29 protein-coding genes are annotated in these 16,891 nt (G+C 50.5%); all 29 read right to left on the bottom strand.

Translation table 11 applies throughout. The features are described 5' to 3' along the window. Positions 1 to 6: 6 nt before the first annotated feature. Positions 7 to 441 (bottom strand): 50S ribosomal protein L15, encoded by a 435-nt coding sequence (rplO, locus tag ACX9GT_RS01935; protein WP_024912197.1) that lies wholly within the window; start codon positions 439 to 441, stop codon positions 7 to 9. A 3-nt stretch (positions 442 to 444) separates the two neighbouring features. Further along, positions 445 to 624: a 50S ribosomal protein L30 gene (rpmD, locus tag ACX9GT_RS01930; RefSeq protein WP_004956161.1), complete on the bottom strand. Its 180-nt coding sequence runs from the start codon at positions 622 to 624 to the stop codon at positions 445 to 447. Between the two features lie 6 nt (positions 625 to 630). After that, on the bottom strand, positions 631 to 1,131 hold the full coding sequence (gene rpsE, locus ACX9GT_RS01925; RefSeq protein WP_004956164.1) for a 30S ribosomal protein S5: 501 nt from the start codon (positions 1,129 to 1,131) through the stop codon (positions 631 to 633). 14 nt (positions 1,132 to 1,145) lie between these two features. After that, on the bottom strand, positions 1,146 to 1,499 hold the full coding sequence (gene rplR / locus ACX9GT_RS01920) for a 50S ribosomal protein L18 (protein WP_459400347.1): 354 nt from the start codon (positions 1,497 to 1,499) through the stop codon (positions 1,146 to 1,148). Between the two features lie 9 nt (positions 1,500 to 1,508). After that, positions 1,509 to 2,042, bottom strand: coding sequence for a 50S ribosomal protein L6 (gene rplF, locus ACX9GT_RS01915; RefSeq protein ID WP_473189580.1), 534 nt, complete (start codon positions 2,040 to 2,042; stop codon positions 1,509 to 1,511). 14 nt (positions 2,043 to 2,056) lie between these two features. Continuing rightward, the gene (gene rpsH, locus ACX9GT_RS01910; protein ID WP_473189579.1) at positions 2,057 to 2,449 is read right to left on the bottom strand and encodes a 30S ribosomal protein S8; all 393 of its coding nucleotides are present in this window, start codon (positions 2,447 to 2,449) and stop codon (positions 2,057 to 2,059) included. A 30-nt stretch (positions 2,450 to 2,479) separates the two neighbouring features. After that, positions 2,480 to 2,785, bottom strand: a complete 306-nt coding sequence (gene rpsN / locus ACX9GT_RS01905) for a 30S ribosomal protein S14 (protein ID WP_076943279.1) — start codon at positions 2,783 to 2,785, stop codon at positions 2,480 to 2,482. Between the two features lie 13 nt (positions 2,786 to 2,798). Continuing rightward, complete coding sequence (gene rplE / locus ACX9GT_RS01900) at positions 2,799 to 3,338, bottom strand: 50S ribosomal protein L5 (protein WP_459400350.1); 540 nt, start codon at positions 3,336 to 3,338, stop codon at positions 2,799 to 2,801. 14 nt (positions 3,339 to 3,352) lie between these two features. After that, positions 3,353 to 3,667: a 50S ribosomal protein L24 gene (gene rplX / locus ACX9GT_RS01895; RefSeq protein WP_459400351.1), complete on the bottom strand. Its 315-nt coding sequence runs from the start codon at positions 3,665 to 3,667 to the stop codon at positions 3,353 to 3,355. Positions 3,668 to 3,677: 10 nt separating this feature from the next. After that, complete coding sequence (rplN, locus tag ACX9GT_RS01890; protein ID WP_020837240.1) at positions 3,678 to 4,049, bottom strand: 50S ribosomal protein L14; 372 nt, start codon at positions 4,047 to 4,049, stop codon at positions 3,678 to 3,680. Positions 4,050 to 4,215: 166 nt separating this feature from the next. Next, the gene (gene rpsQ, locus ACX9GT_RS01885) at positions 4,216 to 4,470 is read right to left on the bottom strand and encodes a 30S ribosomal protein S17 (RefSeq protein WP_459400352.1); all 255 of its coding nucleotides are present in this window, start codon (positions 4,468 to 4,470) and stop codon (positions 4,216 to 4,218) included. After that, positions 4,471 to 4,662 (bottom strand): 50S ribosomal protein L29, encoded by a 192-nt coding sequence (gene rpmC / locus ACX9GT_RS01880; RefSeq protein WP_024912203.1) that lies wholly within the window; start codon positions 4,660 to 4,662, stop codon positions 4,471 to 4,473. Next, positions 4,662 to 5,072, bottom strand: a complete 411-nt coding sequence (rplP, locus tag ACX9GT_RS01875) for a 50S ribosomal protein L16 (RefSeq protein ID WP_076943277.1) — start codon at positions 5,070 to 5,072, stop codon at positions 4,662 to 4,664. The genes rpmC and rplP overlap by 1 nt, the downstream gene beginning before the upstream one ends. A 12-nt stretch (positions 5,073 to 5,084) precedes the next feature. Next, positions 5,085 to 5,783 (bottom strand): 30S ribosomal protein S3, encoded by a 699-nt coding sequence (gene rpsC / locus ACX9GT_RS01870; RefSeq protein WP_004956187.1) that lies wholly within the window; start codon positions 5,781 to 5,783, stop codon positions 5,085 to 5,087. A 17-nt stretch (positions 5,784 to 5,800) separates the two neighbouring features. Further along, positions 5,801 to 6,133 carry a 50S ribosomal protein L22 gene (rplV, locus tag ACX9GT_RS01865; protein ID WP_002223844.1) on the bottom strand — a complete coding sequence of 111 codons (333 nt, stop codon included), beginning with the start codon at positions 6,131 to 6,133 and terminating at the stop codon, positions 5,801 to 5,803. A 14-nt stretch (positions 6,134 to 6,147) separates the two neighbouring features. After that, entirely contained in the window at positions 6,148 to 6,426 is a 279-nt protein-coding gene (gene rpsS / locus ACX9GT_RS01860) for a 30S ribosomal protein S19 (RefSeq protein ID WP_004929772.1), read from the bottom strand. Between the two features lie 14 nt (positions 6,427 to 6,440). Next, positions 6,441 to 7,265 (bottom strand): 50S ribosomal protein L2, encoded by an 825-nt coding sequence (gene rplB, locus ACX9GT_RS01855; RefSeq protein WP_024912205.1) that lies wholly within the window; start codon positions 7,263 to 7,265, stop codon positions 6,441 to 6,443. Between the two features lie 18 nt (positions 7,266 to 7,283). Then, a complete protein-coding gene (gene rplW / locus ACX9GT_RS01850; RefSeq protein ID WP_004951179.1) occupies positions 7,284 to 7,586 on the bottom strand; it encodes a 50S ribosomal protein L23 in 303 nt (100 codons plus the stop codon). Continuing rightward, on the bottom strand, positions 7,583 to 8,188 hold the full coding sequence (gene rplD / locus ACX9GT_RS01845; RefSeq protein WP_004929779.1) for a 50S ribosomal protein L4: 606 nt from the start codon (positions 8,186 to 8,188) through the stop codon (positions 7,583 to 7,585). The genes rplW and rplD overlap by 4 nt, the downstream gene beginning before the upstream one ends. A gap of 10 nt (positions 8,189 to 8,198) precedes the next feature. After that, positions 8,199 to 8,828, bottom strand: coding sequence for a 50S ribosomal protein L3 (rplC, locus tag ACX9GT_RS01840; protein WP_473189578.1), 630 nt, complete (start codon positions 8,826 to 8,828; stop codon positions 8,199 to 8,201). A 32-nt stretch (positions 8,829 to 8,860) separates the two neighbouring features. Beyond that, positions 8,861 to 9,172, bottom strand: coding sequence for a 30S ribosomal protein S10 (gene rpsJ / locus ACX9GT_RS01835; RefSeq protein ID WP_001181005.1), 312 nt, complete (start codon positions 9,170 to 9,172; stop codon positions 8,861 to 8,863). A 384-nt stretch (positions 9,173 to 9,556) separates the two neighbouring features. Then, on the bottom strand, positions 9,557 to 10,036 hold the full coding sequence (bfr, locus tag ACX9GT_RS01830; RefSeq protein ID WP_473189577.1) for a bacterioferritin: 480 nt from the start codon (positions 10,034 to 10,036) through the stop codon (positions 9,557 to 9,559). A gap of 79 nt (positions 10,037 to 10,115) precedes the next feature. Continuing rightward, positions 10,116 to 10,310, bottom strand: coding sequence for a bacterioferritin-associated ferredoxin (gene bfd, locus ACX9GT_RS01825; protein WP_473189576.1), 195 nt, complete (start codon positions 10,308 to 10,310; stop codon positions 10,116 to 10,118). A gap of 150 nt (positions 10,311 to 10,460) precedes the next feature. After that, positions 10,461 to 11,933 carry an IS1182 family transposase gene (locus ACX9GT_RS01820; RefSeq protein WP_473189373.1) on the bottom strand — a complete coding sequence of 491 codons (1,473 nt, stop codon included), beginning with the start codon at positions 11,931 to 11,933 and terminating at the stop codon, positions 10,461 to 10,463. Positions 11,934 to 12,056: 123 nt separating this feature from the next. Then, positions 12,057 to 13,241 carry an elongation factor Tu gene (tuf, locus tag ACX9GT_RS01815; protein WP_473189575.1) on the bottom strand — a complete coding sequence of 395 codons (1,185 nt, stop codon included), beginning with the start codon at positions 13,239 to 13,241 and terminating at the stop codon, positions 12,057 to 12,059. Positions 13,242 to 13,311: 70 nt separating this feature from the next. Beyond that, the gene (gene fusA, locus ACX9GT_RS01810; protein WP_473189574.1) at positions 13,312 to 15,426 is read right to left on the bottom strand and encodes an elongation factor G; all 2,115 of its coding nucleotides are present in this window, start codon (positions 15,424 to 15,426) and stop codon (positions 13,312 to 13,314) included. Between the two features lie 90 nt (positions 15,427 to 15,516). After that, entirely contained in the window at positions 15,517 to 15,987 is a 471-nt protein-coding gene (gene rpsG, locus ACX9GT_RS01805) for a 30S ribosomal protein S7 (protein ID WP_021181637.1), read from the bottom strand. A 97-nt stretch (positions 15,988 to 16,084) separates the two neighbouring features. Beyond that, the gene (gene rpsL, locus ACX9GT_RS01800; protein ID WP_024914452.1) at positions 16,085 to 16,459 is read right to left on the bottom strand and encodes a 30S ribosomal protein S12; all 375 of its coding nucleotides are present in this window, start codon (positions 16,457 to 16,459) and stop codon (positions 16,085 to 16,087) included. Positions 16,460 to 16,602: 143 nt separating this feature from the next. Continuing rightward, positions 16,603 to 16,890, bottom strand: a complete 288-nt coding sequence (gene tusB, locus ACX9GT_RS01795; RefSeq protein ID WP_473189573.1) for a sulfurtransferase complex subunit TusB — start codon at positions 16,888 to 16,890, stop codon at positions 16,603 to 16,605. Between the last annotated feature and the right edge of the window lies 1 nt (position 16,891).

The raw sequence follows: 16,891 nt of genomic DNA, 5'->3' as shown, positions 1-16,891 counted from the left end.
TGCTACTTATTCCTCAATTTTACCGCCAGCAGCTTCGATAGCAGCACGAGCGCCTTTGGTGACACGCAGACCACGCAGGGTAACCGGACGAGCGATTTCGCCAGAAAGCATAACTTTCGCGAATTCGATCTGGGTACCAACAACGTTAGCGGCTTTCAGCGTGTTCAGGTCGATTACGTCGCCTTCAATCAGAGCTAGTTCAGACAGACGAACTTCTGCCGTAATCATAGCTTTGCGAGAGGTGAAGCCGAATTTCGGCAAACGACGATATAAAGGCATCTGACCACCTTCAAAACCACGACGTACGCCACCGCCAGAACGAGACTTCTGACCTTTGTGACCACGGCCGCCGGTTTTACCCAGGCCAGAACCAATACCACGACCTACACGCTTCGGCGCATGCTTGGCACCTTCAGCCGGAGACAGAGTATTTAAACGCATCTGTTACTCCTCAACTTTAACCATGTAGGAAACCAGGTTGATCATACCGCGTACAGCAGGAGTATCCTCGCGCTCTACGGTGTGACCAATACGACGCAGACCCAGACCGAGCAGTGTAGCTTTATGCTTCGGCAGACGGCCAATGGAGCTGCGAACTTGTGTTACTTTGATAGTCTTAGCCATGGTCAATTACCCCAGAATGTCTGCAACGGATTTACCACGCTTGGCAGCGACCATTTCAGGGGACTTCATATTTGCCAAAGCATCGATAGTTGCACGAACCACGTTAATCGGGTTAGTGGAACCATAAGCTTTAGCCAATACGTTGTGCACCCCAGCGACTTCCAGGACGGCGCGCATTGCACCACCGGCGATAATACCGGTACCCTCGGAAGCCGGCTGCATGAACACACGGGAACCCGTATGAGCACCTTTAACAGGATGCTGCAGGGTGCCGCTGTTCAGCGCGACATTCATCATGTTGCGACGGGCTTTTTCCATCGCTTTCTGGATCGCTGCTGGAACTTCGCGTGCTTTGCCGTAGCCAAAACCAACGCGACCGTTACCATCACCAACAACTGTCAGTGCGGTAAAGCTGAAAATACGGCCACCTTTTACGGTTTTAGATACGCGGTTTACCGCGATCAGCTTTTCCTGCAGTTCGCCAGCTTGTTTTTCGATGTGAGCCATCTTAAACCTCTTCCTTAGAACTGAAGGCCAGCTTCACGGGCAGCATCTGCCAGTGCCTGGACTCGACCATGATATTGGAAACCGGAACGGTCAAAGGATACTTTCGCAATCCCTTTTTCCAACGCGCGCTCAGCCAGAGCTTTACCTACGGCTGCTGCTGCGTCTTTGTTACCGGAATACTTCAATTGCTCAGAAATAGCTTTTTCTACAGTAGAAGCGGCTACCAGTACTTCAGAACCATTAGGAGCAATTACCTGTGCGTAAATATGACGCGGGGTACGATGTACCACCAGGCGGGTTGCCCCCAGTTCTTTAATTTTACGGCGTGCGCGGGTCGCACGACGGATACGAGCAGATTTCTTATCCATAGTGTTACCTTACTTCTTCTTAGCCTCTTTGGTACGCACGACTTCGTCGGCGTAACGGACACCCTTGCCTTTGTAAGGCTCAGGACGGCGGTAGGCACGCAGATCTGCAGCAACCTGGCCAATAACTTGTTTATCAGCGCCTTTCAGCACGATTTCAGTTTGGCTTGGGCATTCAGCAGTAATACCTGCTGGCAGCTGATGATCGATTGGGTGAGAAAAGCCGAGGGCTAAATTCACCACATTACCTTTAACGGCAGCACGATAACCAACACCTACCAGTTGAAGCTTCTTGGTGAAGCCTTCGGTAACACCGACAACCATTGCGTTCAGCAAAGCGCGCGTAGTACCCGCTAAGGCCCATGCGTTGGCAAAACCTTCGCGCGGAGCGAAAGTCAGTGCGTTAGCTTCTTGCGTAACGATAACGGCGTCGTGGACTGTACGAGTCAGCTCGCCGTTCTTACCCTTAATCGAAATAACCTGACCGTTGAGTTTTACCTCTACGCCGGCAGGAATGACGACGGGTGCTTTTGCAACACGAGACATTCTTTCCTCCCGAATTAAGCTACGTAGCAGATAATCTCGCCACCAAGACCAGCTTGGCGAGCTGCACGATCGGTCATAACACCTTTAGAGGTAGAAATAACAGCGATACCCAAACCGGCCATAACTTTTGGCAGCTCATCTTTTTTCTTATAGATGCGCAGACCTGGACGACTGATACGCTGAATGCTTTCTACCACTGCCGCGCCCTGGAAGTACTTCAGTACCAGTTCCAGAACAGGCTTGGTATCGCCTTCGATTTTGAAATCTTCAATAAAACCTTCTTCCTTCAGCACGTTGGCAATTGCCACTTTCAGCTTGGAGGAAGGCATGGTGACCGCAACTTTGTTCGCGGCTTGACCGTTACGGATACGGGTCAGCATATCCGCGATCGGATCTTGCATGCTCATCTGTCTTTACTCCCGTGATTCAATTGGTAATTACCAGCTAGCCTTTTTCAAGCCTGGTACTTCACCGCGCATGGCGGCTTCACGTAGCTTGATACGGCTCAACCCGAATTTGCCCACATAACCATGTGGACGGCCAGTTTGGCGGCAGCGTTTACGCTGACGAGACGGGCTGGAATCACGCGGCAGACTTTGCAGCTTGAGAACAGCATCCCAACGATCTTCGTCGGAAGAGTTCACACCAGAAATGATAGCTTTCAATTCCTCGCGCTTAGCGCGGTACTTGTTAGCCAGTTTCACGCGAACAACTTCGCGTGCTTTCATTGATTGTTTAGCCATCAGTAACCCTGCCTTACTTGCGGAACGGGAATTTGAAAGCAGCCAACAGCGCGCGGCCTTCATCATCAGATTTCGCAGTAGTGGTAATGGTAATATCCAAACCACGAACGCGATCGACTTTGTCGTAGTCGATTTCTGGGAAGATGATTTGCTCACGCACACCCATGCTGTAGTTTCCACGACCATCGAATGACTTAGCGGACAAGCCACGGAAGTCACGGATACGTGGAACAGCAATGGAAATCAGACGCTCAAAGAACTCCCACATGCGTTCGCCACGCAGAGTTACTTTACAGCCGATCGGATAGCCCTGGCGGATTTTGAAGCCTGCAACAGATTTGCGTGCTTTGGTGATGAACGGTTTTTGACCGGAGATTGCTGCCAAATCAGCTGCTGCATTATCCAGCAGTTTCTTGTCGGCGATCGCTTCACCAACACCCATATTCAGGGTGATCTTCTCGACCCGAGGGACTTGCATGACAGAGTTGTAATCAAACTGAGACATCAGTTGTTTGACTACCTCGTCTTTGTAGTAATCATGCAGTTTCGCCATCGTCATACTCCAAATTACTTGATAGTTTCGCTATTTGACTTGAAGAAACGGACTTTTTTGCCGTCTTCGAATCTAAAGCCTACACGGTCAGCCTTACCAGTAGCCGTGTTAAAGAGCGCAATGTTAGAAACTTGAATAGCAGCTTCTTTTTCAACAATGCCACCTGGTTGGTTCAGGGCCGGAACAGGCTTCTGATGTTTCTTAACCAGGTTAATCCCTTCAACAATGACCTTACTAGCAGACAGGACATTTTTTACTTTACCGCGTTTACCTTTGTCTTTCCCGGTAATCACGATAACTTCGTCATCACGACGGATTTTCGCTGCCATGGTTCGCTCCTTAGAGTACTTCTGGTGCCAGAGAGATAATTTTCATGAACTTCTCATTACGCAGTTCACGAGTTACCGGCCCAAAAATACGCGTACCGATAGGCTGCTCGCTGTTATTGTTTAAAATAACGCATGCATTACCATCGAAGCGAATGACAGAACCGTCCGGGCGACGTACACCCTTCTTGGTGCGCACCACTACCGCCTTCAGCACATCGCCTTTCTTCACCTTACCGCGAGGAATTGCTTCCTTGATGGTAATTTTGATGACGTCGCCGATGCCTGCGTAGCGACGGTGCGAGCCACCTAGAACCTTGATACACATTACGCGACGTGCACCGGAGTTGTCGGCCACGTTCAGCATAGTCTGTTCTTGGATCATGTTAGTGCTCCGCTAATGTCAACTACAACTTTAGGACCTATTACTAGGTCGTTGAAAAGCCCCATAACTGAGGGCGCAGCATTATAACACCGCTTCCAAAGTATGGGTAGAAAAAATAAACGGCTCACTTTCTGAGCCGTTTATTAAGTTAGAGCCAGCTACTCTATTACAGAATCGCTTTCTCTACAACGCGAACCAACGTCCAAGACTTAGTCTTAGACAGTGGACGGCATTCGCGGATTTCTACCACGTCGCCGATCACACATTCGTTGTTCTCGTCATGTACATGCAGCTTAGTCGTACGCTTGATGAACTTCCCGTAAATTGGGTGTTTCACCGTACGTTCGATAGCAACAACCATGGATTTCTCCATTTTGTCACTAACAACACGACCTTGCAGAGTACGGATAATATCAGTCATTTACGCACCCGCCTTTTCAGTCAGTAAAGTCTTAACACGTGCGACATTACGACGCACTTGCTTCAACAGGTGAGTTTGTTGCAGTTGGCCACTCGCCGCCTGCATGCGTAAGTTAAATTGCTCACGCAGCAGGTTGAGCAGCTCAGTGTTCAGCTCTTCAACACTTTTTTGACGCAGCTCTTGTGCTTTCATTACATCACCGTCTTAGTTACAAAGGTGGTTTTGATCGGCAGTTTCGCTGCTGCCAGCTTGAACGCTTCACGGGCGATTTCTTCCGGCACACCGTCCATTTCGTACAGGACCTTACCAGGTTGGATCAGGGCAACCCAATACTCCACGTTACCCTTACCTTTACCCATACGCACTTCAAGCGGCTTCTCGGTGATCGGTTTGTCCGGGAATACACGGATCCAGATCTTACCTTGACGCTTAACTGCACGAGTCATTGCACGACGAGCTGCTTCGATTTGACGAGCAGTCAGACGGCCACGGCCAACAGCTTTCAGACCGAAAGTGCCGAAGCTAACATCCGTACCTTGCGCCAGACCACGGTTGCGGCCCTTGTGCACCTTACGGAATTTTGTACGCTTTGGTTGTAACATCAGCGACTCTCCTTACTTGCGGCCTTTACGCTGCTGCTTTTTAGGTTGAGCAGCCGGTTCCGGTTGTTCAACTGCAGCCATACCACCCAGGATCTCACCTTTGAAGATCCATACCTTAACGCCGATTACACCATAAGTGGTGTGCGCTTCAGATGTGTTGTAATCGATATCCGCACGCAGTGTATGCAACGGAACACGACCTTCACGGTACCATTCGGTACGCGCGATTTCAGCACCGCCAAGACGGCCGCTTACTTCAACTTTGATACCTTTAGCGCCAAGACGCATTGCGTTCTGTACAGCACGCTTCATAGCACGACGGAACATAACGCGACGTTCCAGCTGTGAAGTGATGCTGTCAGCAACCAATTTAGCGTCAAGTTCCGGTTTACGGACTTCGGCGATGTTAATTTGCGCAGGAACGCCAGCGATATCCGCTACGACCTTACGCAGTTTTTCGACATCTTCACCTTTCTTGCCGATAACGATGCCTGGACGAGCGGTGTGAATAGTCACACGGATGCTCTTCGCAGGACGCTCGATAACGATGCGCGAAACGGAAGCTTTCGCCAGTTCTTTAGTCAAGAATTGGCGAACTTTAAAGTCGCTGTCCAGGTTGTCAGCGAATTCTTTGGTATTCGCATACCAAGTAGAGTTCCAAGGTTTGACAATACCCAGGCGAATACCATTAGGATGTACTTTCTGACCCATTGCTAGTCTCCAGAGTCTCAGCGATCGGACACAACCACAGTAATGTGGCTGGTGCGCTTCAGGATGCGATCTGCACGACCTTTTGCACGCGGCATAATGCGCTTCATGCTTGGGCCTTCGTCGACGAAGATTTTCGTGACTTTCAGATCATCGATGTCAGCGCCATCGTTGTGTTCTGCGTTAGCAATGGCAGACTCCAGCACTTTCTTAACCAGACCAGCAGCTTTCTTGTTGGTGTAGGTCAGAGTTTCCAGAGCTTGCGACACTTTCTTACCGCGGATCAGGTCTGCAACAAGGCGAACCTTCTGAGCAGAAGAACGAGCGTGGCGATGTTTAGCGATAGTTTCCATCTCTTCCTCCTACCTTAGCGCTTTTTAGCTTTTTTATCAGCCGCATGGCCGCGATAAGTACGAGTCGGCGCGAATTCACCCAGTTTGTGACCGACCATTTCATCGGAAACGAACACTGGTACGTGCTGACGACCATTATGGACAGCGATGGTCAAACCGATCATGTTAGGAAAGATCGTTGAACGACGGGACCAAGTGCGCAAAGGCTTCTTGTCACCGCTTTCCACCGCTTTCTCTACCTTCTTCAGCAAGTGCAGGTCAATAAAAGGACCTTTCTTGAGAGAACGTGGCATGGCTTATCCTCTAATTATTTTTTACTACGGCGACGTACGATGAACTTGTCAGTACGCTTGTTGCTACGGGTCTTCTTACCTTTGGTCTGAACGCCCCACGGAGTTACCGGGTGCTTACCAAAGTTACGACCTTCACCACCACCGTGCGGGTGATCGACTGGGTTCATCGCCGTACCGCGAACGGTAGGACGAACACCACGCCAACGTGCAGCACCTGCTTTACCCAGAACGCGAAGCATATGTTCAGCGTTACCGACTTCACCCAGGGTGGCGCGGCAATCAACTGGAACTTTACGCATTTCGCCAGAGCGCAGACGCAGAGTTACGTAGGAACCATCACGTGCAACGATCTGAACGTAAGCACCAGCAGAACGAGCCAACTGGCCGCCTTTACCTGGTTTCATTTCTACGTTATGAACCGTTGAACCGACTGGAATGTTGCGCATCGGCAGGGTGTTACCCGCTTTGATTGCAGCATCAACACCAGATTGGATCTGGTCACCAGCTTTCAGGCCTTTCGGCGCCAGGATGTAACGGCGTTCGCCGTCTTTGTACAGAACCAGCGCGATATTCGCGGAACGGTTCGGATCGTACTCCAGACGCTCAACCACAGCAGGGATACCATCTTTGTTGCGTTTGAAGTCAACCAGACGATAGTGTTGCTTGTGGCCACCACCGATATGACGGGTGGTGATACGACCATTGTTGTTACGGCCACCGCTTTTGCTCAATTTCTCGAGCAACGGGGCGTAAGGTTTACCCTTGTGCAGCTCAGGGTTAACCACTTTAACAACATGGCGACGACCCGGAGATGTAGGTTTACATTTAACAATTGCCATTGTTCTTACTCCTCCGACTTACTCTGCGCCGCCGATGAAGTCCAGATTCTGGCCTTCTTTCAGGGTGACGTAAGCTTTTTTCCAGTCGCTACGACGACCAACACGCTGACCGTGACGCTTCACTTTCCCTTTAACGACCAGGGTGTTAACGTCTTCGACTTCGACTTCAAACAGTTTCTGCACTGCAGCTTTGATTTCTGCTTTGGTCGCGTCTTTGGCAACTTTGAGAACGATGGTGTTACTTTTTTCCATCGCAGCGGATGCTTTTTCAGATACGTGCGGTGCACGCAGCACTTTCAGCAAACGTTCTTCACGAATCATGCCAGCATCTCCTCAACTTGCTTCACAGCATCAGCAGTCATAACCACTTTGTCGAAGGCGATCAGGCTAACTGGGTCGATACCTGCTACATCGCGCACGTCAACCTTGTACAGGTTACGCGCAGCCAGGAACAGATTCTCATCCAGTTCACCGGTCACGATCAGCACATCTTCCAGAGCCATATCTTTCAGTTTCTGTGCCAGCAGCTTAGTTTTAGGTGCTTCTACAGAGAACTTCTCGACAACGATCAGACGATCTTGACGTACCAGTTCGGACAGGATGCTTTTCAGCGCGCCGCGGTACATCTTTTTGTTTACTTTCTGACTGTGGTCCTGTGGCTTGGCAGCGAAGGTCACACCACCGGAACGCCAGATCGGGCTCTTTACAGAACCTGAACGCGCACGGCCGGTACCTTTCTGACGCCACGGTTTTTTACCGGAACCAGTTACTTCAGCACGGGTCTTCTGAGCACGAGTACCTTGACGGGCACCTGCTGCATAAGCAACAACAACCTGGTGTACCAGCGCTTCGTTGAAATCACGACCGAAGGTAGTTTCGGAAACAGTCAGCGCGCTTTGCGCGTCTTTCAATACTAATTCCATTGCTATCCCCTTACGCCTTCACAGCTGGTTTAACGATCAGGTTACCACCGGTTGCGCCCGGTACAGCACCCTTAACCAGCAGCAGGTTGCGCTCAGCGTCAACACGTACTACGTCCAGGCTTTGAACGGTTACACGCTCGTCACCCAGGTGGCCAGCCATTTTCTTGCCTTTGAACACTTTGCCCGGAGTCTGGTTCTGACCGATAGAACCCGGAACGCGGTGAGACAAGGAGTTACCGTGGGTAGCATCTTGGGTACGGAAGTTCCAGCGCTTTACAGTGCCAGCAAAACCTTTACCTTTAGAAGTACCGGTAACGTCGACTTTTTTAACATCAGAGAAAATCTCAACGCTAATTTCTTGACCTGCAGCGAACTCTTGACCTTCTTCAAGGCGGAATTCCCACAGACCACGGCCAGCTTCAACGCCAGCTTTAGCGAAATGACCTGCTTCCGGTTTGGTCACACGGTTAGCTTTTTTGCTACCGGTAGTGACCTGAATGGCACGGTACCCGTCGCTCGCCAGGTCTTTAACCTGAGTCACGCGGTTCGCTTCAATTTCAATTACGGTTACTGGGATAGAAACGCCATCTTCAGTGAAGATACGGGTCATGCCCACTTTTTTACCGACTAAACCAATCATTGTTTCAACCTCTCAATCGCTCAATGACCTGATTAACCCAGGCTGATCTGCACGTCTACACCGGCAGCCAGATCCAGACGCATCAGAGCATCAACGGTTTTCTCGGTTGGCTCAACGATGTCAACCAGACGCTTGTGAGTGCGAATCTCGTACTGATCGCGCGCATCTTTGTTGACGTGCGGAGAGATCAGAACAGTAAAGCGCTCTTTGCGAGTTGGCAGCGGGATCGGACCACGAACTTGCGCACCAGTGCGCTTGGCAGTCTCGACGATTTCCGCAGTTGATTGATCGATCAGACGATGATCAAACGCTTTCAGGCGGATACGGATTCTTTGGTTCTGCATGAGACCAGAGCTCCAATTATTTATAAACGTAAATAATTACTCCTCGCACCCATTTCGATTGATGGGGGAGTGTAATCGTCAACATATAACCCCCATATCGGGAGTATTGTTCGAAAGGCAAAACGGACTTGCCAATCGACTGATTCGCTAAAATCAGGCCTACCTTGATTAGGTAAGCCCGCGCATTATACGCAAAACGCGCCAGGTTGCAAGTAACAGATGGAAATATGCTCAGGATTACGGCGATTCTGGCAGATTGGGATTTGCAGCGGTGAACTAGGGCAAAAGAAGGATCACACAATGATAGTGATTAGTTGCTCCCCTTACCTGGCCTGCCAGCTTTGAAACACGAACCAAATGGGGAGCAATAAAAAAGATGAACAATCAATCTTTACGTTCGAGCACCTGTGCTTGGGCATAATTTTGGATGCCAAGGCGTTCAATCAGACTCAACTCGGTTTCCAGCCAGTCGATATGCCCTTCTTCATCAGCCAACACATCCCTCATCAGGTCACGGCTGACATAATCATGGATGGAGTCGGCATAAGCGATACCTTCACGCAGGTTCTTGGCACCTTCCAACTCCAACGCCAGATCAGACCTCAACATCTCTTCAATATCTTCGCCAATATTCAACTTGCCGAGATCTTGAAGATTAGGTAACCCCTCAAGGAATAAAATACGCTCGATATAACGATCGGCATGTTTCATTTCGTCGATAGACTCGTGATATTCCTTATCATTGAGGCGCATCAGCCCCCAGTTTTTGAACATTCGTGCGTGCAGGAAGTATTGATTGATGGCAACCAACTCGTTACCGAGCAGTTTGTTAAGATGAGCAATGAGTTTTTTATCGCCTTTCATAGGTATGTCCTCCTGGGCAGTTCTAGAAGTGTAGAACCTGCTAACCAAGAGTCAAAAAATAACCTGACCTTTTCTTCGATTAAGCGACTTCGTGCATATGAATAATGATCGCCCGTTCCTCCACCATAATTTGTCTTGCCTGACGAATGCACTTCCCACAGTCGGTACCAATCGGCACCAAATCACATAATTGCTTCATGGTATGGGGATTATGCTGACGAACCGCTTTACGGATCGCTTTATCAGTCACGGCATTACACAGGCATACGTACATAGAAACACTCACTTCTTAAGCAATGAGTTAATTCTAAATAGGAATCATTTTTATTTCAATTAAGATTTGAAAAAATTGTATAAAAAAAGGGCACCGAAGTGCCCTCAGACTGCTGACTAACCCCACTTCTTCAGGTGGAGTTCTTCTTTTTTAGCGACCGCAGGTCGCGATCGCGATATTTTTCCATAACCCCGTCATTGGCGACTTCTGTTCGCCCAAGGCACCTTTCTGGCCTTCCCAAGACGCTTTCCACCACCGGTAAAGACAATAAAGAAGCGCCAGCAGCGCCATCTTTTTCATATTCTGCGCTGTGGCCGCCAGCAGGCACTGCATCTGCACTTTTGACAGGCCACGGAACCGCGCATATCGATGGCCATGGTGCTGTTTCGCATCCGCGAAGCTTCTCTCCACTGTCTCTTTGCGCCGCGCGTAGATTTTCTTGCCCCATTTCGTCAGCCGTAACCTGTTCGCTTCTTCTTTCGACGCCTCCCAGACGTGCCGCGTTATCGTTTTCTGCGCCTTGCTGTTCTGCGTACACTGTCCTCTCTGCTCACACCCTTGGCACACTGCCGGGTCTGAACGGTAATGCTGATAACCGTTACGGTCTGTCGTGCTATATATCAGCAATTCGCCTGCCGGGCACACATACACTTCCCGTGCCTCATCATACCTGAAGTGCTTTTTCTGGAAGTCATTCTGACCTTTGTGCGGTCTGCGATAGCCGGGAACCAACGCGAGACCCATTTCCTGTGTCAGATGGCACACCGCAGCGGTGAAGTAACCCGCGTCCACGCCCACCGCCACCGGCTCCAGACCGAAGCGCTCGACCTGCCGCTCAAGCCGTCCGATAAAGGGCTGGCTGTCGTGCACATTGCCCGGTGTCACATGCGTATCCAGGATGATGCCGTGCTTCCCGTCCACCGTGCGGTGGTCCAGATAGAAGAAGCCCTTCGGTTTGTTATCCCGGTGCATGAAGCCGCTTTCCGGGTCGGTGGTGCTGACTTTGGTGTTCTTAACGGCGACGCTTTCTGGCATCTTTTTTACGACGGGCAGCGGCTTTTTTTCGTGCTTCTTCCTGTCGGCCTCTACAGCAGCATCAAGCTGCTCCAGATATTCACTGACGCCCACCGGACGTTCTTCATTCACTGCCTTGCGAGGGTTGGCGTCAGCTTTCAGGTGGGTACTGTCGGTGTAAAGAACACGCCCGTTGGCCATGCCGCGGCTGAGAGCCTGTTCCACGATGTGGTCAAAAATCTGCTGGAAGACATCGCTGTGGTTGAAGCGGCGGAGGCGGTTCTGGCTCAGGGTCGAGGCGTCAGGGACTTTTTCGGTGAGGGCCATACGCAGGAACCAGCGATAAGCGACATTGACCTGTATTTCCTTGACCAGACGGCGCTCACTGGGGATACCGAAGAGATAACCCAGCAGCATCATTTTAATCAGGCGAACGGGGTCAATAGCGGGTCTGCCGTTATCAGGACAATAGAGATGAGCAACGGCGTCGCGGATAAATTCAAAATCGATGGCGGCATCGATTTGGCGAACCAGATGGTCTTCGGGGACCAACTCATCCAGGGTGATGGTTTCAAACTGATATTGCTGGGGAGAGGGTGTTTTGAGCATGGCAGTCAGTCCATTTTTTGCACTGACCTTATTAGATCAAAGTCCTGGCCTCACGGCCAGGACTTTGTCATCAATCTGAGGGCACCGAAGTGCCCTCTTTTCGTGCTTATAAGTTACTGGCTATTAAGCGAGAACTTTAGCAACCACGCCCGCACCTACAGTACGGCCACCTTCACGGATTGCGAAACGCAGGCCGTCATCCATTGCGATTGGGTGAATCAGGGTAACAACCATGTTCACGTTATCACCTGGCATTACCATCTCTATGCCTTCTGGCAGTTCGATGGTACCGGTCACGTCAGTCGTACGGAAGTAGAACTGTGGACGGTAGCCTTTGAAGAATGGCGTATGACGACCACCTTCTTCTTTGCTCAGGATATACACTTCTGAGTCAAATTTGGTGTGTGGCTTGATAGAACCTGGTTTAGCCAGAACCTGACCACGTTCGATATCTTCACGCTTGATACCACGCAGCAGAACACCTACGTTCTCGCCTGCACGGCCTTCGTCCAGCAGTTTGCGGAACATTTCAACGCCGGTACAGGTAGACTTAACGGTGTCTTTGATACCAACGATTTCAACTTCTTCGCCAACTTTAACGATACCGCGCTCAACACGACCGGTAACTACGGTACCACGACCAGAGATGGAGAATACGTCTTCGATTGGCAGCAGGAACGGCTTGTCAATCGCACGCTCTGGTTCTGGGATGTAAGAATCCAGGTGACCAGCCAGCTCAATGATCTTCGCTTCCCACTCTGGCACGCCATTCAGCGCTTGCAGAGCTGAACCGCGAACGACCGGCAGATCATCACCAGGGAAATCATAAGCAGACAGAAGTTCACGCACTTCCATTTCTACCAGTTCCAGCAGCTCTTCATCATCAACCATGTCACATTTGTTCATGAATACGATGATGTAAGGAACGCCAACCTGGCGACCCAGCAGGATGTGCTCACGGGTCTGCGGCATTGGGCCGTCAGTCGCAGCAACAACCAGGATTGCGCCGTCCATCTGAGCAGCACCGGTGATCATGTTTTTCACGTAGTCGGCGTGCCCTGGGCAGTCAACGTGCGCGTAGTGGCGGCTCGGGGTGTCATATTCAACGTGAGAAGTGTTGATGGTGATACCACGGGCTTTTTCTTCTGGCGCGTTATCGATCTGGTCGAAAGCACGTGCGTTACCGCCGTAGGTTTTAGCCAGTACGGTGGTGATTGCAGCAGTCAGGGTAGTTTTACCGTGGTCAACGTGGCCGATAGTACCAACGTTAACGTGCGGTTTGGAACGTTCAAATTTTTCTTTAGACACGGCTATATTCCTTACTCTTATGCTCCCCCCTCATGGAGAGAGCACTGATCAATGTGTTAAACCCGAAAGCTTATTTACCACGGGCTTCAATAACGGCCTGAGCGACGTTGTTCGGCGCATCATCGTACTTCAGAAACTCCATGGAGTAAGAAGCACGGCCTTTGGTCAGAGAACGCAGTTGAGTCGCGTATCCAAACATCTCGGACAACGGAACTTCAGCGTGAATCTGAACGCCAGTAGCGTTGGATTCCTGACCTTTCAGTTGACCACGACGACGGCTAAGGTCACCGATGACGTCACCAGTGTTCTCTTCCGGCGTTTCAACTTCAACCTTCATGATAGGCTCAAGCAAAACGGGTTTCGCTTTCTTAAAGCCATCTTTAAAGGCGATAGAAGCGGCCAGTTTAAACGCCAATTCGGAGGAGTCAACATCGTGGAAAGAACCGAAATGCAGACGCACACCGAGATCGACTACCGGATAACCGGCCAGTGGACCAGACTTAAGCTGCTCCTGGAGACCCTTATCAATGGCAGGGATGTATTCCGTTGGGATCACACCACCTTTAATGTCATTGATGAACTCGTAGCCTTTCGGATTTGAGCCCGGCTCCAGCGGGTACATGTCGATCACGACATGACCATACTGACCACGACCACCAGACTGCTTGGCGTGTTTACCTTCGATATCGGTAACTTTCGCGCGAATCGCTTCACGGTAAGCAACCTGTGGTTTACCGACGTTAGCTTCAACGTTAAATTCGCGGCGCATACGGTCAACCAAGATATCCAGGTGAAGTTCACCCATACCTGCGATGATGGTCTGACCTGATTCTTCGTCAGTCCACACGCGGAATGATGGGTCTTCTTTCGCCAGACGGCCCAGAGCCAGACCCATTTTTTCCTGGTCAGCTTTGGTTTTTGGTTCTACCGCAACGGAGATTACCGGTTCAGGGAACTCCATACGCTCCAAAATGATCACGTTGTTCGGATCACACAGAGTGTCACCGGTAGTAACGTCTTTAAGACCGATAGCCGCAGCGATATCGCCTGCACGAACTTCTTTAATCTCTTCACGCTTGTTAGCGTGCATCTGAACGATACGGCCCAAGCGCTCACGCGCGGCCTTCACGGAGTTCAGAACGGTGTCGCCGGAGTTAACTACGCCAGAGTACACACGGAAGAACGTCAGGTTACCCACGAATGGGTCGGTAGCGATTTTGAACGCCAGTGCAGAGAACGGCTCGGCGTCGTCAGAATGACGCACAGCCGGCGTGTCTTTACCGTCATCCAAAATACCGTTGATAGCTTCAACGTCATCTGGTGCTGGCAGGTATTCGATAACCGCATCCAGCATTGCCTGTACGCCTTTGTTTTTAAACGCAGAACCACAGGTTACCAGAATCACTTCGTTGTTCAGTACGCGGCTTCGCAGGGCTTTCTTGATTTCTTCCTCGGTCAGCTCTTCGCCGCCCAGGTATTTGTCCATCAGCTCATCTGACGCTTCAGCAGCGGATTCAACCAGATTCTGGTGCCACTCGGCAGCCAGTTCTTGCATATCGGCTGGGATCTCTTCGTATTCGAAGGTCACACCCTGATCTGCTTCGCTCCAGTTGATGGCTTTCATTTTCACCAGGTCAACAACACCGGTGAATTTCTCTTCTGCGCCGATCGCCAATTGCAATGGAACTGGATTCGCACCCAGACGAGATTTGAGCTGACCGACAACTTTCAGGAAGTTGGCACCCATACGGTCCATTTTGTTAACGAACGCGATGCGTGGCACTTTGTATTTGTTAGCCTGACGCCATACGGTTTCAGACTGTGGCTGAACACCACCAACCGCACAGTAAACCATTACCGCGCCATCAAGCACACGCATGGAACGTTCTACTTCGATGGTGAAGTCAACGTGCCCTGGGGTGTCGATGATGTTTACACGGTGTGGCTCAAACTGCTTGGCCATACCAGACCAGAAAGCAGTCGTCGCTGCAGAAGTAATGGTAATACCACGCTCCTGCTCCTGCTCCATCCAGTCCATGGTCGCGGTGCCTTCGTGCGTTTCACCAATTTTATGGTTTACACCGGTATAGAACAGAATACGTTCAGTGGTAGTGGTCTTACCAGCGTCAATGTGCGCACTGATACCGATGTTCCGGTAGCGCGAAATGGGTGTTGTACGAGCCATTTGATTCCTCTATTACCTTAGGCGGTTCGGTGAAACCAAGCGGGTTGGCTTCTTGAAGCGCCCACTTGGTTAGCAAAACTACTGCATGGATTACCAGCGGTAGTGGGCGAACGCCTTGTTGGCTTCTGCCATACGGTGAACGTCTTCACGCTTCTTAACAGCAGAACCTTTGTTCTCTGCTGCGTCAGACAGTTCGTTCGCTAGGCGCAGAGCCATGGATTTATCACCACGTTTACGAGCAGCATCAACGATCCAACGCATTGCCAGGGCATTACGGCGAACCGGGCGAACTTCAACTGGAACCTGATAAGTAGAGCCACCAACACGGCGAGACTTAACTTCTACAGTCGGGCGAACGTTGTCGAGAGCGACTTCGAAAGCTTCCAGGTGGCCTTTACCAGAACGCTGGGCCAGGGTTTCCAGCGCGGTATAGACGATTGCTTCTGCAGTAGATTTTTTACCATCTACCATCAGGATATTGACAAATTTGGCCAACAGCTCGGATCCGAACTTAGGATCTGGCAGGATTTTACGTTGACCAATAACGCGACGACGTGGCATGGAAATACTCCGTTGTTAATTCAGGATTGTCCAAAACTCTATGAGTTTATTTTGACATTTAAAGTGAAAATGTTTGGCCTTACTTAACGAAGAACCATTAAGCCTTTGGCTTCTTCACGCCGTACTTGGAACGAGCTTGCTTACGGTCTTTAACACCGGAGCAGTCAAGTGCGCCGCGAACGGTGTGGTAACGCACACCTGGCAGGTCTTTAACACGACCGCCGCGGATCAGGATCACGGAGTGTTCCTGCAAGTTATGGCCTTCACCACCGATGTAGGAAGACACTTCGAAACCGTTAGTCAAACGCACACGGCATACTTTACGCAGTGCGGAGTTTGGTTTTTTCGGGGTAGTAGTATACACGCGGGTACATACACCACGTTTCTGCGGGCAGGCTTCCAGCGCTGGAACGTTGCTTTTAGCAGCCTTCACAGAGCGTGGTTTGCGAACCAGCTGATTAATTGTTGCCATTAAAAAGCTCCTGGTTTTTGCTTCGTTTGTTGCTTCGTAAACATGTGATAAATCCCCTCGTATGCACTACTGGCAAAGTACGAGGACGCAGAATTTTATGGCTGACCAGTAGAGGTGTCAAGAAATATACAACATCCTGTTCATTACCAGGCTATTTGACTACGGTGCCTTTCGGTTAATTCAACGAAGTGAGTATAGCTGATGAGCGTGATATTGTGCGAAATATGACCAGATAGTCCTCTGGCATCCACATCGTCCTGCAGCGCATAAAGGGATATGGAGGCATTGAGCAGCAAATCAAAGTGGCTGCTGCCGGTGAGGCCCGCCAACACGCCATCCTGCAGCAGCAGCAAGGCATCCTCTGGCGTGGTGAGTCGTAACAAGGCAGGCAAATCGCAATGATTCGGAGAGTGGCTCAGGGTATACAACATC

The sequence above is a fragment of the Serratia sp. YWN4 genome (genome assembly GCF_055790845.1).
This window is presented reverse-complemented; position numbering and strand designations above follow the sequence as displayed.

What these genes read in the sequence shown, in the direction of transcription:
- rplF (WP_473189580.1), bottom strand. Translation starts at nt 2,042, where the DNA reads ATGTCTCGTGTTGCAAAAGCACCCGTCGTCATTCCTGCCGGCGTAGAG.
- rplW (WP_004951179.1), bottom strand. Translation starts at nt 7,586, where the DNA reads ATGATTCGTGAAGAACGTTTGCTGAAAGTGCTGCGTGCACCGCACGTA.
- rplP (WP_076943277.1), bottom strand. Translation starts at nt 5,072, where the DNA reads ATGTTACAACCAAAGCGTACAAAATTCCGTAAGGTGCACAAGGGCCGC.
- rpsJ (WP_001181005.1), bottom strand. Translation starts at nt 9,172, where the DNA reads ATGCAGAACCAAAGAATCCGTATCCGCCTGAAAGCGTTTGATCATCGT.
- bfr (WP_473189577.1), bottom strand. Translation starts at nt 10,036, where the DNA reads ATGAAAGGCGATAAAAAACTCATTGCTCATCTTAACAAACTGCTCGGT.
- rpsQ (WP_459400352.1), bottom strand. Translation starts at nt 4,470, where the DNA reads ATGACTGATATTATCCGTACTCTGCAAGGTCGTGTTGTTAGTGACAAA.
- rplB (WP_024912205.1), bottom strand. Translation starts at nt 7,265, where the DNA reads ATGGCAATTGTTAAATGTAAACCTACATCTCCGGGTCGTCGCCATGTT.
- rplN (WP_020837240.1), bottom strand. Translation starts at nt 4,049, where the DNA reads ATGATCCAAGAACAGACTATGCTGAACGTGGCCGACAACTCCGGTGCA.
- rpsC (WP_004956187.1), bottom strand. Translation starts at nt 5,783, where the DNA reads ATGGGTCAGAAAGTACATCCTAATGGTATTCGCCTGGGTATTGTCAAA.
- rpmC (WP_024912203.1), bottom strand. Translation starts at nt 4,662, where the DNA reads ATGAAAGCACAAGAGCTGCGTCAAAAAAGTGTTGAAGAGCTGAACACT.
- tusB (WP_473189573.1), bottom strand. Translation starts at nt 16,890, where the DNA reads ATGTTGTATACCCTGAGCCACTCTCCGAATCATTGCGATTTGCCTGCC.
- rpsL (WP_024914452.1), bottom strand. Translation starts at nt 16,459, where the DNA reads ATGGCAACAATTAATCAGCTGGTTCGCAAACCACGCTCTGTGAAGGCT.
- rpmD (WP_004956161.1), bottom strand. Translation starts at nt 624, where the DNA reads ATGGCTAAGACTATCAAAGTAACACAAGTTCGCAGCTCCATTGGCCGT.
- rpsE (WP_004956164.1), bottom strand. Translation starts at nt 1,131, where the DNA reads ATGGCTCACATCGAAAAACAAGCTGGCGAACTGCAGGAAAAGCTGATC.
- rpsS (WP_004929772.1), bottom strand. Translation starts at nt 6,426, where the DNA reads ATGCCACGTTCTCTCAAGAAAGGTCCTTTTATTGACCTGCACTTGCTG.
- rplC (WP_473189578.1), bottom strand. Translation starts at nt 8,828, where the DNA reads ATGATTGGTTTAGTCGGTAAAAAAGTGGGCATGACCCGTATCTTCACT.
- bfd (WP_473189576.1), bottom strand. Translation starts at nt 10,310, where the DNA reads ATGTACGTATGCCTGTGTAATGCCGTGACTGATAAAGCGATCCGTAAA.
- rpsN (WP_076943279.1), bottom strand. Translation starts at nt 2,785, where the DNA reads ATGGCTAAACAATCAATGAAAGCACGCGAAGTTGTTCGCGTGAAACTG.
- rplR (WP_459400347.1), bottom strand. Translation starts at nt 1,499, where the DNA reads ATGGATAAGAAATCTGCTCGTATCCGTCGTGCGACCCGCGCACGCCGT.
- fusA (WP_473189574.1), bottom strand. Translation starts at nt 15,426, where the DNA reads ATGGCTCGTACAACACCCATTTCGCGCTACCGGAACATCGGTATCAGT.
- rplV (WP_002223844.1), bottom strand. Translation starts at nt 6,133, where the DNA reads ATGGAAACTATCGCTAAACATCGCCACGCTCGTTCTTCTGCTCAGAAG.
- rplE (WP_459400350.1), bottom strand. Translation starts at nt 3,338, where the DNA reads ATGGCGAAACTGCATGATTACTACAAAGACGAGGTAGTCAAACAACTG.
- rplD (WP_004929779.1), bottom strand. Translation starts at nt 8,188, where the DNA reads ATGGAATTAGTATTGAAAGACGCGCAAAGCGCGCTGACTGTTTCCGAA.
- rpsG (WP_021181637.1), bottom strand. Translation starts at nt 15,987, where the DNA reads ATGCCACGTCGTCGCGTTATTGGTCAACGTAAAATCCTGCCAGATCCT.
- rpsH (WP_473189579.1), bottom strand. Translation starts at nt 2,449, where the DNA reads ATGAGCATGCAAGATCCGATCGCGGATATGCTGACCCGTATCCGTAAC.
- ACX9GT_RS01820 (WP_473189373.1), bottom strand. Translation starts at nt 11,933, where the DNA reads ATGCTCAAAACACCCTCTCCCCAGCAATATCAGTTTGAAACCATCACC.
- rplX (WP_459400351.1), bottom strand. Translation starts at nt 3,667, where the DNA reads ATGGCAGCGAAAATCCGTCGTGATGACGAAGTTATCGTGATTACCGGG.
- rplO (WP_024912197.1), bottom strand. Translation starts at nt 441, where the DNA reads ATGCGTTTAAATACTCTGTCTCCGGCTGAAGGTGCCAAGCATGCGCCG.